Annotated in this window: 9 protein-coding genes, 1 tRNA gene and 3 pseudogenes; 7 read left to right on the forward strand and 6 right to left on the reverse strand. The window is 71.7% G+C overall.

Going from position 1 to position 14289, the window contains the following annotated elements:
- Nucleotides 1-122: 122 nt before the first annotated feature.
- A tRNA-Pro gene (locus OG792_RS00245) sits at nucleotides 123-196 on the reverse strand.
- A 117-nt stretch (nucleotides 197-313) separates the two neighbouring features.
- On the reverse strand, nucleotides 314-1207 hold the full coding sequence (locus tag OG792_RS00250) for a metallophosphoesterase (protein WP_329106179.1): 894 nt from the start codon (nucleotides 1205-1207) through the stop codon (nucleotides 314-316).
- Between the two features lie 25 nt (nucleotides 1208-1232).
- Between OG792_RS00250 and OG792_RS00255 the strand changes: the two genes are divergently transcribed.
- Complete coding sequence (locus OG792_RS00255) at nucleotides 1233-1688, forward strand: GatB/YqeY domain-containing protein (protein WP_329106181.1); 456 nt, start codon at nucleotides 1233-1235, stop codon at nucleotides 1686-1688.
- Nucleotides 1689-1823: 135 nt separating this feature from the next.
- Here the strand turns inward: OG792_RS00255 and OG792_RS00260 are convergent, their stop codons facing one another.
- Nucleotides 1824-4259, reverse strand: coding sequence for a penicillin-binding protein (locus OG792_RS00260; protein ID WP_329106183.1), 2436 nt, complete (start codon nucleotides 4257-4259; stop codon nucleotides 1824-1826).
- Between the two features lie 408 nt (nucleotides 4260-4667).
- Here OG792_RS00260 and OG792_RS00265 point away from each other — a divergent pair, with 408 nt between their 5' ends.
- A complete protein-coding gene (locus tag OG792_RS00265; RefSeq protein WP_326561641.1) occupies nucleotides 4668-4964 on the forward strand; it encodes a WhiB family transcriptional regulator in 297 nt (98 codons plus the stop codon).
- On the opposite strand, the gene OG792_RS00270 is transcribed toward OG792_RS00265, so the two are convergent.
- Genes OG792_RS00270 through OG792_RS34575 form a run of 3 tightly spaced genes read right to left on the reverse strand, consistent with a single transcriptional unit; the run spans nucleotide 4951 to nucleotide 7794 of the window.
- Nucleotides 4951-6099 carry an ArsA family ATPase gene (locus OG792_RS00270; RefSeq protein ID WP_329106187.1) on the reverse strand — a complete coding sequence of 383 codons (1149 nt, stop codon included), beginning with the start codon at nucleotides 6097-6099 and terminating at the stop codon, nucleotides 4951-4953. The two genes, OG792_RS00265 and OG792_RS00270, sit on opposite strands and share 14 nt — an antisense overlap.
- A gap of 57 nt (nucleotides 6100-6156) precedes the next feature.
- Nucleotides 6157-7131 carry an ArsA-related P-loop ATPase gene (locus tag OG792_RS00275; protein ID WP_329106189.1) on the reverse strand — a complete coding sequence of 325 codons (975 nt, stop codon included), beginning with the start codon at nucleotides 7129-7131 and terminating at the stop codon, nucleotides 6157-6159.
- Nucleotides 7132-7170: 39 nt separating this feature from the next.
- The gene (locus tag OG792_RS34575) at nucleotides 7171-7794 is read right to left on the reverse strand and encodes an Rv0361 family membrane protein (RefSeq protein ID WP_442932431.1); all 624 of its coding nucleotides are present in this window, start codon (nucleotides 7792-7794) and stop codon (nucleotides 7171-7173) included.
- Between the two features lie 839 nt (nucleotides 7795-8633).
- On the opposite strand from OG792_RS34575, the gene OG792_RS00285 reads away from it, so the two are divergent.
- From OG792_RS00285 to OG792_RS34585, 5 genes and pseudogenes are all read left to right on the forward strand, one after another.
- Nucleotides 8634-8789 (forward strand): hypothetical protein, encoded by a 156-nt coding sequence (locus OG792_RS00285; RefSeq protein WP_329106193.1) that lies wholly within the window; start codon nucleotides 8634-8636, stop codon nucleotides 8787-8789.
- Nucleotides 8786-9247 carry a RidA family protein gene (locus OG792_RS00290; protein ID WP_329106195.1) on the forward strand — a complete coding sequence of 154 codons (462 nt, stop codon included), beginning with the start codon at nucleotides 8786-8788 and terminating at the stop codon, nucleotides 9245-9247. Before OG792_RS00285 ends, OG792_RS00290 begins: the two co-directional genes overlap by 4 nt.
- A gap of 157 nt (nucleotides 9248-9404) precedes the next feature.
- A pseudogene (locus tag OG792_RS00295) lies at nucleotides 9405-10211 on the forward strand (MBL fold metallo-hydrolase); the annotation flags it as partial.
- Nucleotides 10212-10342: 131 nt separating this feature from the next.
- Nucleotides 10343-12362: pseudogene (locus tag OG792_RS34580) on the forward strand (adenylate/guanylate cyclase domain-containing protein); the annotation flags it as partial.
- Between the two features lie 131 nt (nucleotides 12363-12493).
- Nucleotides 12494-14047: pseudogene (locus OG792_RS34585) on the forward strand (adenylate/guanylate cyclase domain-containing protein); the annotation flags it as partial.
- Nucleotides 14048-14289 lie beyond the last annotated feature (242 nt).

Genomic DNA, 14289 nt, shown 5'->3' on the forward strand with positions numbered 1-14289 from the left:
CCGAACCCGGTGGGCCGAGGACCTGCCACTCGTCATGGCAGGTCCTCGGCCTGATCGGTGAGAATATGCGCCACGAACGACGAAGGGCCAGGTCAGATTGCTCTGACCTGGCCCTCAACTCGTCGGGGTGGCCGGATTCGAACCGACGACCTCTTCGTCCCGAACGAAGCGCGCTACCAAGCTGCGCTACACCCCGAGCTGCCGACAAATAGTAGCCCACCAGCCCCGGTGGTCAAATTCGGTATCCCGGCGGGGCGCCCACCTGGACCGGAGCCTGTCGGGCCACCCGGACGCCCCGGTCCGGTCCGGCCGGTCAGCGCGGAATCAGGGTCAGCAGCGACGCCTCGGGCCGGCAGGCGAACCGGACCGGGGCGGTGGGGTGGGTGCCGACCCCGGCCGAGACGTGCAGCCACGCGTCCGAGCCGGGCCACCGGTGCAGGCCCTTGGCCATCGACAGCGGCAGGTCGCAGTTGGTCGTCAGCGCGCCGTAGAACGGCACGCAGACCTGGCCACCGTGGGTGTGCCCGGCGAGCAGCAGCTGGAAGCCGTCGGCCGCCATCTCGTCCAGCAGGGGTGGTTCGGGCGAGTGGGTCAGCCCGATGGTGAGGTCGGCCTGCTCGGACACCGGCCCGGACACCGACGCGTAGTCGTCCCGCTCGACGTGCGGGTCGTCCACCCCGACCAGTTCGACCGTACGGCCGCCGGCCCTGATGGTCGTACGGGAGTTGTTCAGGTCGGCCCAGCCGGCCCCGACCAGTACGTCGCGCAGATCCTCGGTCGGCAGGTCGACGCCCTGCACGTAGTCCCGTTCCGGCAGGACGTAGCTCAGCGGGTTCTTCCAGACCGGGCCCCGGTAGTCGTTGGACCCGAAGACGAACGCGCCCGGTACGTCCAGCAGCGGCTGCAACGCCCGCAGCACCCCCGGTACGCCCTCGGGGTGGGCCAGGTTGTCGCCGGTCACCACCACCAGGTCCGGGTCGGTGGCGGCGAGCGAGGCGACCCAGCGCTGTTTGCGCCGCTGGTCGGGGGTCATGTGCAGGTCGGAGAGGTGCAGGATGCGCAGCGGCTCCGCGTCGGTGTCGAGCACCGGTACGTCGAACCGGCGGAGGGTGAACAGGTTTCGCTCGACGAGTGAGGCGTACGCGAGAGTGGCCGCTCCGGCCGCGACGGTGCCGGCTGCCAGTCGGAATACGGTGCGCTTCTGCATGGCGACCAGGGTAGTTTGACGAGTCATGAGCACGCTGAAGGACCTCCTGACCGCTGACCTGCGTACCGCTCTCAAGGCGCGGGACGAGCTGAGCACGTCGACCCTGCGGTTGGCGCTCGCCGCCATCGGCAACGCGGAGGTCGCCGGCAAGGTGAAGCGGGAGCTTTCCGACGACGAGGTGTTGTCGGTGCTGACCAAGGAGGCGAAGAAGCGCCGGGAGGCGGCAACCGCGTTCGCTGACGCGGGCCGTACCGAGCAGGCGGCCAAGGAGCGGGCCGAGGGCGAGTTGCTGGACCGCTACCTGCCGAAGCAGCTCGGTGACGAGGAGTTGACCGAGCTGGTCCGGGGCGCGCTCGCCGTCGGCGGCTTCGACGGCAAGGCCCAGTTGGGCCCGGCGATGAAGGCGAGCCAGGCTGCGGTGGCCGGCCGGGCCGAGGGTGGTCGGGTCGCGGCCGAGGTACGGCGACAGCTCGGTTCCTGACCGGCTCGCCGGTTCCTGACCGGCTCGCCGGCTCCGGTCCCGATCGATGGGTCCGGGTGGCGGCACCGGTGGACATGACGACGATGGGCGGGCACCCTCCGGTGCCCGCCCATCACTGTTCTGCGTACCCGTTGGTCAGTCGCCCGGGGGTCGGACCACGTTGGGGCCGTCCGGGCCGGTACCGGGCCGGACGGGGCCGTTTCCGCCCGGCGTGGGGCTGCCGCCGCCCTTGCCGTTGCTGACCTGGATCACCACGACGCCGCCCTTGATGGTGCGTCCGTCGGGGCTGGTGCCGGCGGCGGTGCCGGCCGGGCACTTCGAGTTGATCTGCGACCGGGCCACGTCCACCTCGAAGCCGGCGCCCTTGATCCGGGACCGGGCCGACTCGATCGACTGGCACTCGACGTTCGGGATGGACCGCTGGTCGCCCTGGACCAGCTTGCCACTGGGCGCGACGAACTGCTGGGCCGGCTTGCCCTTCATCGCGTCCCGCAGCGTCTCGTACACGGCCGGGTTGACCTTGTCGTGGTCCATCTTCTCGGTGGTCTCGGGCCAGTCCGGGTCGGCCAGGATGCCGGCCACGGCGAGCTGCTTGGTCGTGACGACCAGGCTGGCGGTCCGGTCCGAGTCGGTGGTGCCGCTCTTGCCGGCGACCGGCTTGCCCACGATGCCGCGTACGCCGGCGGCGGTGCGGCCCTTGCACTGGGTGGTCGACGAGTTGTCCCCGACCGGGCAGCGGGCGGCGTCGATGGCGGCGCGGGCGACCTCGGTCTTGAACCGCTGCTCGCAGCGGGGGTTCGCGATGTCGAGCGTCTTACCGCTCAGGTCGCGGATCTCCTGCACCGGGATCGGTTCGCAGTACTTGCCGTCGGCCGCCAGGGTCGCGTACGAGTTGGCCAGGTCCAGCGGCGTGGTCGCGGAGACACCGAGGGTGAACGCGCCCCAGAGGTCGCCGCCGCCCTCCGCGGTGGCCATGTCGGCGTCCTTGCTCGACCGGAACTGGATGCCGAGCCGCTTCGCCACGTTGATCGTGTTGAGCGCGCCGGCCTGCTCCTCCAGTGGGACGAAGTAGGTGTTCACCGAGGCACCGAAGGCGCTCCACATGTTGTGCGGACCGGCCATGCTCTTGCTGGCGTTGCGTGGGCAGTACTTGTTGGTGCCCTTGCACGCGGCGTCGCTGTTGAAGCCGACCGGGTACTTGGAGACGTACTCCTCCGGCGCGTTGATGGTCGTCGCCAGCGGCAGGCCCTTCTCCAGCGCCGCCACCATCGTGAACATCTTGAACGTCGAGCCGGCCTGGTAGCCGGTGATGTCGCCACCGCCGCTGAGTAGCGGGTTCGTGGTGTTGGGGTAGGTGCCCCGGGCGCCCTTGCGGGCCTTCGGGTTGGTGGAGGGCCCGTTCGCCGGCTTGTCCGGGTCGTCGAGCTTGAAGTTACGGTTGACCGCCAGGGTGCGTACGCGGCCGGTGCCGGGCTCGATGCCGGCGAGCATCAACGCTTCCTTGCGCGAGGTCGGGAGGTACTTCTCGACCGACTTCTTCGCCGCCTCCTGCGCCTGAATGTCGAGCGTGGTGACGATGCTGTAGCCGCCGGACTTCAGCCGCCGCTCCCGGTCGTACGTGGTGGCGCCGAAGGTCTCCTGGTCCATCCACCAGCGGTAGAAGAAGTCGCAGAAGAAGCCCCAGTGGTTCTTGCTGGTAGCCACACATCCGTTTGGTGCGCGCTTGCCGGTGATGACCAGCTTGACCGCCTTTGCGGTGTCAGCCTCCTGCCGGGTGATCGCGCCGATGTCGACCATGTTCTCGATGACGTAATCACGCCGGGTGACCGCCTGCGGGTAGCCGCTGGCGGTGGTCGGGTTGTACTCCGAGGGTGCCTTGACCAGGCCGGCGAGCATCGCCGCTTCCTCGATCGTCAGGTCCCTCGGGTGCTTGTTGAAATAGACCTGGCTGGCCGCGAAGACGCCGTACGCACCGCTGCCGAAGGGCGCGATGTTCAGGTAGCGCTCCAGGATCTCCTCTTTGGAGAGTTCGCTGTCGATCTGGAGGGCGTAGCGCATCTCGCGCAGCTTGCGCGCGGTGGTGTCCTCGGTGGCCGCCACCACGTCCTGCGGGTGTGTCGCCGAGTACGCGATCGCCTGCCGGACGTACTGCATGGTGAGGGTGGAGGCGCCCTGGGTGGTCTGGTTGGCGCTGTTGTTGGCGACGAAGGCGCGGGCGATTCCCCTCATGTCAACGCCGTTGTGCTCGTAGAAGTCGTGGTCCTCGGCGGCGATGATGGCTTTCTGCATCATCGGGGCGATGTCCTTGAGCGGAACGTCGCGCCGGTTCTCGTCGTACATGGTGGCGAGCACCGTCTTGCCGTCCGACGCGTAGAGGTAGCTGATCTGCGGCGCCATCTTGACCGTCAGCTCGGTCGGCAGCTTGTCGAAGGTCTCGGCGCCGGCCTTGGCGGCCAGGCCGGACATCGCCACCGCGGGGAAGGCGGCCGCAGCGACCACCACCCCGGCCAGCAGGCCACAGATCAGTAGCGATGCGCCGTTGGCAAAGACATTGTGGTCGCGTTTCCGCATCCGGGTCACCTCGTCAGGGTACGTGAGTCAGCATCGAGGTCGCGCTCCGCGTACTTTCCCCATTTCCTGCGGGCGCTGCTCTCGTTGTGCTAAACGCACGGACCCAGGCATGCGGTTGCGGGCACCGTGCTGCCGAGTCTCCTCTATCCGACGGATCTCCGCAGCGTTTTCGTACATCGCAGCCGGGTAGACAGCACAGACGACCGGGCAAGAAGCCCGGAGTGTCCGGATTAATGAATTTGGCCGACAACGTTGCGTAATCAGTCGACTACAGAGCATGATGGTCCGGCGAGGGAAATCGCACGTCGTCCGTGCCGCCTGGGGGCAGGCGCGACGGATGGCCGGGGGGTTAGTGGCCGGCTGATCGGCACGAGTCGGTAGCGGGAAAGCAAGGGGGGACGTGAACAGATGGGCATGATCACAGACTGGCCCACTTTGGCGGCATGTCAGAACGGTGACCCTGACGCGCTGTTCGTACAGGGCGCAGAACAGAACGTAGCGAAGCGGATCTGCCGAAGTTGCCCGGTGCGCTACGAGTGTCTGGCCGACGCGCTCGACAACCGAATCGAGTTCGGCGTCTGGGGTGGCATGACCGAGCGGGAGCGGCGGGCCCTGTTGCGTCGACACCCGCAGGTGGCCAGTTGGCGCAAGATGTTCGAGGCCGCGCTGAAGAACAAGGACAAGTCTCTGGTCACGACCGGCTGATCGCGGCGCCTATCGTTCGCAGCCCGTCGACGTCGTGCACGTCGGCGGGCTGCGCCGTGACCGCCACCGTCGGCACCTGCGGGTACGCGTCCGTGAAGGCCGCCGCCACCCGCTGCTCCCGGGCCGCCTGCTGGGCCAGCGCGGCGTGCACCCGCAGCGTCTCCACCGTCGTCTCGTGACCGCCCAACTCGGCCAGCCGATCGGCGGCGGCCAGACTCTCCTGCGCCGTCGGCTCGTCCACCACCGTGCGGTGCACCCGGTTCATCACCAGCCCGGCCAGCGGCATCCGCTCCTCGCCGAGCCGCCCGGCGAAGTACGCCGCCTCCCGTACCGCGTCCGGCTCCGGTGCCGCCACCAGCAGGAACGCCGTCTCCCTGGCTTGCAGGATCCGGTACGTCTGCTCCGCCCGCTGCCGGAAACCGCCGAACATCGAGTCCAGCGCCGCGACGAAGCCGGACAGGTCAGTCAGCAACTGGGCGCCCAGAACCTTCTGCACCGCCCGCGAGAACATCCCGAACGACGCCGTGACCAGGCTGAACATGCTCCGCCCACCGGACCGGGCCGGCGCCAGCAACAGCCGCAGCATCCGCCCGTCGAGGAAGCGGGACAGCCGGGCCGGCGCGTCCAGGAAGTCCAGCGCCGACCGGGACGGCGGAGTGTCGACCACTATCAGGTCCCACTCGCCCCGAGCGTGCAACTGACCCAGCTTCTCCATCGCCATGTACTCCTGCGTACCGGCAAAGGTCGAACTCATCGCCTGGTAGAACGGGTTGGCGAAGATCTCTGCGGCCTTCACGGGGTCACTGTGCGCGAGCACCACGTCGTCGAAGGTCCGCTTCATGTCGAGCATCATGGCGTGCAGCTCGCCGCCGCTGGCCTCCACGTCGATCCCCTTGACCTGCCGGGGCGTGTTGTCCAGCTCGGTCAGGCCGAGCGACTGCGCCAGCCGGCGGGCCGGATCGATGGTGAGCACGACCGTACGCCGTCCGTGCACCTCGGCCGCGCGCAGCGCGAGCGCCGCCGCGGTGGTCGTCTTTCCCACGCCGCCCGAGCCACAGCAGACCACGATCCGTACGCCGGAATCGGCGAGGATCTGATCGACGTCCAGCGGCGGCGCTGGTTGATCGGCAGGCACGTTCCGAGCGTATCGGGATTGGACCGCCCACTGCCCAGGGCAGCGCTCAGGTGTGAGTCAATCGGCGCTGGCCAGCACCGTTGCGAGCCGATCGAGAGCCGTTCGGTCAACCCCATCGGGTAACAGGGGCAACTCGACCAACGGCAGCCCCAGCTCGACCAGATCCGACCGGAGCGACTCCTCCAGCTCCCGCCGGGTGAGCTGGTCGCGGGCCTCGGTGTGCAGGCCGGCGACGGTGGCCCGGTCGGCGGGCAGCCCGGCCGCGGCGAGCCCCCGGCGCAGCTCCGCCTGGCTCACCTTGGCCGCCAGCAGCGGCGGCCGGCTGCTGTTGACGATCACCCGGCCGACCGGGATACGCAGCTTGGTCAGCTCGCCGATCGCGTCGATCGTCTCCTGGACCGGCATCTCCTCCAGCAGCGTGACCACGTGCACGGCCGTGATCGGGGAGCGCAGCAGCGCCGCCACACCCTCGCTCTGGGTCTTGATCGGGCCGACCTTGGCCAGCCGGGCCGCCTCGGCGGTGACGTTCAGGAAACGACCGATCCGGCCGGTGGGCGGGGCATCGAGCACCACGGAGTCGTACACCCGGCGCTTGTCGGCGGTCCGGGTGGTCGCCTCCTTGACCTTGCCGGTGAGCAGCACGTCCCGCAGACCCGGGGCGATGGTGGTGGCGAAGTCGATCGCACCGAGCTTGCGCAGCGCGCGACCGGCGGCACCGAGCTTGTAGAACATGTCCAGGTATTCGAGCAGCGCCTCTTCGGGGTCGACGGCGAGCGCGCGTACCTCACCGCCGCCGGGAAGCGTGACGATGCGCCGCTCCTCGTACGGCAGCGGCCCGGTGCCGAAGAGTTGTCCGATGCCCTGCCGGCCCTCGACCTCCACCAGCAGGGTGCGCCGCCCCTCGGCGGCGAGCGCGAGGGCCAGGGCGGCGGCGACGGTGGTCTTCCCGGTCCCGCCCTTGCCGGTTACCACGTGCAGACGGGCCGGCCAGCCCGTCTCGGGCTGACCGACCGACCCATCGCCTGCTCGCACGTATACGAGCGTAACCAGCCGTAGCCTCTACGCCACGAGCTAGCCCACCTCGCAGACGCGCCAACCGGTTTTCTGTATCACGGTGAACTTGAGCTGCTGCTCCGCGGTCTTCTCGTCCGCGGTGGTCATCGTGAGCTGGACCGAGACGATCGCCCGGTCATCGGCTTGTTCGTCCACTTTCGGGGGGTTCCACTTGAACCGGGGCGTCTTGTAGGTCTGCGAGAGCTTTTTCACTTCGTCGACCTTGCCGACGACCGCGGCCCTGTCGTTCGCCTGCGAGCAGACCAGCGAGGCCGCCTTGTCGGCGTCCTTCTCGGTGTAGACGGCCTTGAGGAAACCGTCCACCGCGGCGGTCGCGCTGGGTGCGCCCTGACCGGTCTCCGCGCTGCGCAGCACCAGGAACGCGGCGAGTCCACCGCCACCGCAGAGCACCACCGCCACCGCCAGCACGATCGAGGCGATCAGCAGCCCACGCTTCTTCCTCGGCAGCTGGGCGGGCAGTGGGTAGCCCGGCGGCGGGGGATACCCCGGCTGCCCGAATTGCGCCGGACCCGGAAACGGCTGCCCGGGGTACGGCGTCCCGGCGTACGGCTGCCCGGACACGGGCTGACCGGGGTAGGGCTGCCCCGACACGGGCTGACCGGGATAGGGCTGCCCCGACACCGGCTGTCCCGGGTACGGCGTCCCGGACACCGGCTGTCCCGGCTGGGGTGCACCGGGTGCGGGCTGTCCCGACCAGGGCTGGGCCGGGATCGGCTGGGTCGGCGGGGTCTGTCCCGGGATCGGCTGGGGTTGCCCGGGGACCGGCTGGGTCTGTTCCGGGATGGCCTGGGTCGGTGGGGCCTGGTCGGCGACCGGTTCTCCCGACGGTGTCGGCGGTACGGCGGCGTCCGTGGGTGGTCCCCACTCGGACCGTGCCGCCGCCGAGCCTGTCTGCTCCGCCTGCACCGGCGGCGCCTGCTCGGTTGCCTGCGGCGTGGCGGGCTGTGTCTGGTCCGACGTGGTGGCGTCCGGTTCGGCCGCCGGGTTGCCGTCGGTCGCCGCTGGTCCGGGTTCCGGAGTCACCGGGGTCGGCTGCGTGGGCTCGTCGGCGTGGGGCGGCTGACCGCCCGGCGGTTGCGCGGAGCCGCCGTTGGGCGGTTGGCTCATCGTCTCCCCCGTAGGGCCTCGGTACGCCGATCCCCACGGCCGCCCACCGCTCACCGGCAGGGCCGCGCGGAGCTGGCGCAGTGATCAGGCTTGGCGAGAGAGCATACGTGCCCGCCCGCGGCTGAGGGTAGCCGTCGTACACCAGCACCACAGGGGATGGCGCCGCGAACCACAGGGGATGGCGCCGCCGATCGGACGGATGCCGCCGTCCGGCGTTGCCCCGGCCGCCCGGTGTCAGTTGGGCCAGCCGGAGGGGGTGGCGGGACCGGGACCGGCCGGACGCTGCCCGTAGGCTGTCCGGCACATCCGTACGCCGTCCGGCGAAGCAGCCAAGAACAGGGAGCCAGCCAGCGATGCAGAAGTGGGAGTACGTCACGGTGCCGCTGCTCACGCACGCGACCAAGCAGATTCTCGACAACTGGGGCGAGGACGGCTGGGAGCTGGTGGGCGTGGTGCCGGGTCCGAACCCGGAGCAGCTCGTCGCGTACCTCAAGCGACCGAAGTCGTGAGCAACGGGCCACACGCCAAGCTCGCCGAGCTGGGGCTGAGCCTGCCCGAGGTGGTGCAACCGCTCGGGTCGTACGTCCCGGCGGTGCAGTCCGGCCACCACGTCTACGTCTCCGGGCAGTTGCCGATGGTGGACGGGAAGCTGCTCGCCACCGGCAAGGTGGGTAACGGTGTCTCCGCCGAGCAGGCGAAGGACCTGGCCGAGCGGTGCGCGATCAACGCGCTGGCGGCCGTCGACTCGCTGGTCGGGCTGGAGAACGTCGTCAAGATCGTCAAGGTGACCGGGTTCGTCGCCTCGGCGGAGGGTTTCACCGGTCAGCCGGGCGTACTCAACGGGGCCTCGGATCTGTTCGGTGCCGTCTTCGGTGAGGCCGGTCGGCACGTACGCAGCGCCGTCGGCGTGGCCGAGCTGCCGCTGGACTCCCCGGTCGAGGTAGAGGTCATCGTCGAGGTCGCCTGACCCGGTCGACCACTCGCGATCTTGCGCCTGAGGCGTGGTGAATTGTCGCCTGTGTGCGGGTACGTCCGCCGCCGCAGGCGCAAGATCGCGCGGGTAGAGCAATAGCTGAAGGAAACTCGACACGGGTGTGTCACGGGCTGGTCGTACCATTCCAGCCATGACGGGCCACGTGATCGCGCCGGCTGCCGCGCTGGCCGACCAGCTACCGAGCTGGGTGACGCTGCTGCGCGCACCCAACCCCGGTCCGATGACCCTGGACGGCACCAACACCTGGCTGCTGCGCGCCGCCGGCCAACGGGTCGGGGTCGTGATCGATCCGGGCCCGCTGGACGAGGGACACCTCGCCACGATCGCCGCGAACGGGCCGATTGGCCTCATCCTGGTCACCCACGGGCATCCGGACCACGTCGAGGGCGCCCGCCGGCTCTCCGACCTGCTGGGCGGGACCCGCGTACTCGCGGCGGACGCGGCGCACTGCGTCGGCACGGAACCGCTCGAAGCGACCGAGAGCTTCGACGCGTACGGGTTGGAGTTCGCGGCACTGGACACTCCGGGACACACCGCAGACTCGGTCTGTTACCTGGTCGAACCCACGACGCTGGTCGACGGCGAGGCGCCGGCGGCGGTGTTCACCGGGGACACCATCCTCGGCCGGGGCACCACCGTCGTCGCCCAACCCGACGGCGACCTCGGGCACTACCTGGACAGCCTGGAACTGCTCAGCGCGTACGACGGGTTGCCCGCCCTGCCCGGACACGGACCGGCGCTCGCCGACTGCGCCGTCGCGGCCCGGTTCTACCTGGCCCACCGGCGGGCCCGGCTGGACCAGGTACGGCAGGCCGTCGCCAACGGTGCGAGCACCGCCCCCGACGTGGTCGCCGCCGTCTACGCCGACGTCGACCGGTCGCTGTGGTGGGCCGCCGAATGGTCGGTCCGCGCCCAACTCGACTACCTCGCCCGGGAAGGTGACCCCGCCCTCGCGCGGGAAGGTGACCCCGCCCTCGCCCGGGAAGACGACTCCGCCCTCGCCCGAGAAAACGGATCCGGTCCCGAAATTCGGGAATCCGGGCCGGGGGCCGGTGGGTTGGACCTCCCGTGACCTGCCCGGTGTGTGGAACCGTCGCCGTGCCCGGCGCGCGGTTCTGCCACAACTGTGGTGCCGCGCTGCCGGCCGCCGCGACCCTTCCGGCGGCCGAACGACGGGTGGTTACCGTCCTTTTCGGCGACCTGTCCGACTTCACCTCCTGGTCGGAGGATCTCGACCCGGAACGGGTCGGCGCGGTCACCGACCGGGTGCTCGCCTCGCTGGCCGGCGCGGTCAAGACCTTCGGCGGACACGTCGACAAGCTCACCGGCGACGGAATCATGGCCGTCTTCGGCGCCCCGGTCGCCCACGAGGACGACGCCGAACGAGCGGTCCGGGCCGCCCTGTCGATGCAGCGGGCCGTCCGCCGGGTGCTCGACGACGAACGCGGCGGCGGAGCCCCGCTCGGCCTGCGGGTCGGCCTCAACAGCGGCGACGTGGTCGCCGGGATCCAGGCCGCGATCGAGTACACCGTCATCGGCGACACCGTGAACACCGCCGCCCGGCTCGCCGACGCCGCCGCGATCGGCGCGGTCTACGCCGGGGCCAGCACCGCCGCCGCCACCCGACACGTCTCCTCCTGGCGGCAGTTGCGCCCGCTGCGACTCAAGGGCAAACGGCAACCGGTCGAGGCGTACGAACTGCTCGGGTTGCTGGACGCGCCCGGCACCCGGTCCGGGCTCGGTGACGAGGCGCCCTTCGTCGGCCGGGAAACCGAGATCGGTCGGGTCGCCGGCCGGCTCGCCGAGGTGATCGACCGGGGCGAGTCGCGGGTGCTGCTGATGACGGCCGAGGCCGGCGTCGGCAAGTCCCGGTTCGCGGCCGAGGTCGAACGGCTCGCCGCCGGCTACGACGTCGCCGCCGGGCGGTTCGCCGCGCACACCGGCGCGCGGGTGCTTTCCGTACGCTGTGCCGCCTTCGGCGAACGGCGCCGGCTGGCGCCGCTGGCCGACCTCGTACGCGCGGCCGTCGGCCTGCCCAGCGGCGGGAACCCGGCACTCACCCGGCCGGTGGTCGAGGAGCGGCTGCGCCGGCTCGGCCAGCGCCTGGCCCGGTTCCGCCCCGACCAGCCACCGATCGCCGCCGACCTGCTGCTCGCCCTGCTCGGTTACGCCGACCTGACGCCGGCCGCCGGCGTACCGGCCGGTGCCGCCGAGTGGGCGCCGAGCGGACCGGTCCCGGACGCGGGTGCGGTGCCGGCCGCCGTCGCCGACCTGCTCAGCGCGCTCGCCGTCGAGACCCCGATGGTGGTCATCGTCGACGACCTGCACGACGCCACCCCGGAAACCGTCGACGCCCTCGGCCAGACCCTGTCCCGGCTGACCGGGCCGGTATTGGCGCTGCTGCTCGGCCGTCCCGAACTGGTCCGTACGGCAGGGGCCCTGACCGGGGTCGCCGACGCCGAGGTCAACGCCCTGCCGCCGCTGCGCGGTGCCGACGCGGCCCGCCTGCTCACCACCTACCTCGGCGGCGGCCGGCTGCCGCAGGCCGACACCGACCGGCTGCTCGCCACCGCCCAGGGCAACCCGTTCTACCTCGCTGAACTCGTCACCCTGCTGATCGAGCGCGGCGCGCTCACCGAGCTCGGCGCGCGGGAACAGGCGGCCGAGGCGGCGATCCCGGGCCCCACCGGCATCGGACCGGCGATCAACTGGCGACTGGTGCCGGGGTCGCTGGGCAGCCGGCTGCTCTCCCGCGACCTGGCCGCGGTGCTCGCCGCCCGGATCGACGCGCTCCCGGCCGACGCCCGATCGGTGCTGCGGGACGCCGCCGTCATCGGGGACACCGTGCCGGCCGGCGCGCTACAGGCGCTGCGCGAGCGGCGGGCCGGGCGCGACGGCGGCGCCGCCTCGGTCGACACCGCCGAACTGGACCGGGCCGTCGAGGAACTGCTGCAACGCCGGATGCTGCACCGCACCCGCGACGGCTACACCTTCGCCACCCCGCTGATGCGCGAGGCCGCGTACGCCGGGATCGGCAAGGCCGACCTGGCCGAGCGGCACGCCGCGCTGGCCCGCTGGGCCGCCCCGGCCGAACTGCCGCGACCGGCGGACGGGCTGCTGCGTACGGTCGACGGGCTCGGGCCGGTCGACGGTGCGGTGGTCACAGTCGACGGTGTGCTCGGAGCGGTCCGGGACCGGTCCGGGCTGCCCGACGAACTCCGGGACGCGTTCGTCGCCGAGCACGTCGAACGGGCCGTGGCGCTTGCCGACGCGGTCGGCCTGCGGACCGACTCGGTGGCCCGTACGGTTGCCCCGCTGGGCGTGAGCGCGCTGAACCGGTCCGCCCGCAAGGCGATCGCGGCCGGGGAACCGGCCCTCGCGGTCGAGTACGCCGAACGCGCCATCGCGCTCGCCGGCGAGGAGGTGCCGGGCTCGGACCAGTTGGTGCACGCCCGTGCCCTGTTGCAGATCGGGCGGCCCGCCGACGCGCTCACCTTCGCCGAGAAGATCGGCGCCAACGCCGCTGACGACCCGGTCCGGCGGGCCGGTGCGTTGCTCGTCGCCGGGCAGGCGTACCAGGCCATCGGTGACCATCGGCGGGCGGTCGACACCTGGCAGGACGCGTTGCAGGTGGCCACCGCCGCCGACCTGCCCGCACCCCGTGCCTCGGCGATGCGTCGGCTCGGCATGAGCGACTTCTTCAACGGCCGGCTGAGCCAGGCGAGCAGCCGGTTCGCCGGGGCGTACCAGGTCAACCTGGCCGCCGACGACCGGCGCGGGCAGGCGTGGTCGTTGCAGAACCTGGCCTGGGTGACCACCACCCGGGGCGACTTCGCCGGCACCGACGCGGTGCTCGGCCGGGCGGCGCGACTCTTCGCCGAAACCCACGATCCGGTCGGTCAGGCGTGGCTGCGCGGCACCACCGCGTTCGCCCGGCTGCTCGCCGGCCGGCTGGCCGAGGCCCGCCGGCTGGCCCGGGTGTTCCTGCCGTTCGGCGAGCGGGTCGGTGAGGCGTGGGCGGTCGGCACACTGCGCGCGGTGGAGGCGTTCGCCGCCGCCGAGCTGGGCGAGCTGACCGAGTCCGACCGGGCGGCGCGCCGGGCGTACCGGGACTTCGCCGCCGTCTCCGACGACTGGGGCCGGGGTTTCGCCCTGGTCGTACGCGGGGTGGTGGCGCGCGGGCTGGGCGAGCCGGAGCACGCCGCCGACCTGCTGCGCGACGCCCTGGCGTACGGCGAGCGGACCGCGCACCCGCTGCTGACCGGCCTGGCCGGCACGCTGCGCGGATTCGTGGCGCTGGAGCGGGGCGACGTGGAGACGGCCGAGCGGGACGCGCGGGCGGTGCTGGCGGCGATCGAGCCGCACAATCCGTTGGCGCCGGCGCAGGTCGGTCCGCGGGTGCTGCTGGCCACCGCCCGCCTGACCGCCGGTGACCCGAGCACCGCCGTGGGGCTGTTGGCGCCGCTGGCGACCACGGCTGGCACCCCGTCGCTGCTCTTCTCCCGCCAGCAGACCCTGGCCCGGTACGCCTCGGCGCTGCTCGCCGAGGGCCAGCCGGTGCAGGCGTTGGACTGGGCCCGCCGGGCGATCGCGGCACCGGCCGAGGACGTACGCAGTCTGGTGCTGGCGAGTCGGACGTTGGCCGAGACCCTGGCCGCGACGGGCGAGTACGCCGAGGCCGCCGTCGCCGCCGCGCGGGCGGTGCGGTTGGCGTACTCGACGCAGCAGACGAGTGAGCGGGCCGGGGTGGACGCGTTGTGGGCTGAACTGGCACCGCACCTGCCCGCCCCGATCGCCGCTGCGGCCACCGACGGTGACGGCCCGCTGGACGGTACGGCGTTGGCGAAGGCCGCCGCGTTGGCCGATGTCGCCGGGTTGGCCGACTCTGCCGGTCTGGCCGACTCCGGGGCTTCCGTGCAGCCGCTAGCGTAGATCTTCCACGGTCCACAGCGGACGGCGTCGGGGTGCACACCCCGCCCGTTGGGCTGCCGGGCCGTCTGCGCGTGCCGGGTGTC

Origin of the sequence: Micromonospora sp. NBC_01699, from assembly GCF_036250065.1 — a bacterium.
GTDB lineage: Bacteria > Actinomycetota > Actinomycetes > Mycobacteriales > Micromonosporaceae > Micromonospora_G.

Coding starts and splice junctions, on each gene's coding strand:
- OG792_RS00265 (WP_326561641.1), top strand. CDS start 4,668: ATGGGCATGATCACAGACTGGCCCACTTTGGCGGCATGTCAGAACGGT.
- OG792_RS00285 (WP_329106193.1), top strand. CDS start 8,634: ATGCAGAAGTGGGAGTACGTCACGGTGCCGCTGCTCACGCACGCGACC.
- OG792_RS00255 (WP_329106181.1), top strand. CDS start 1,233: ATGAGCACGCTGAAGGACCTCCTGACCGCTGACCTGCGTACCGCTCTC.
- OG792_RS00250 (WP_329106179.1), bottom strand. CDS start 1,207: ATGCAGAAGCGCACCGTATTCCGACTGGCAGCCGGCACCGTCGCGGCC.
- OG792_RS00260 (WP_329106183.1), bottom strand. CDS start 4,259: ATGCGGAAACGCGACCACAATGTCTTTGCCAACGGCGCATCGCTACTG.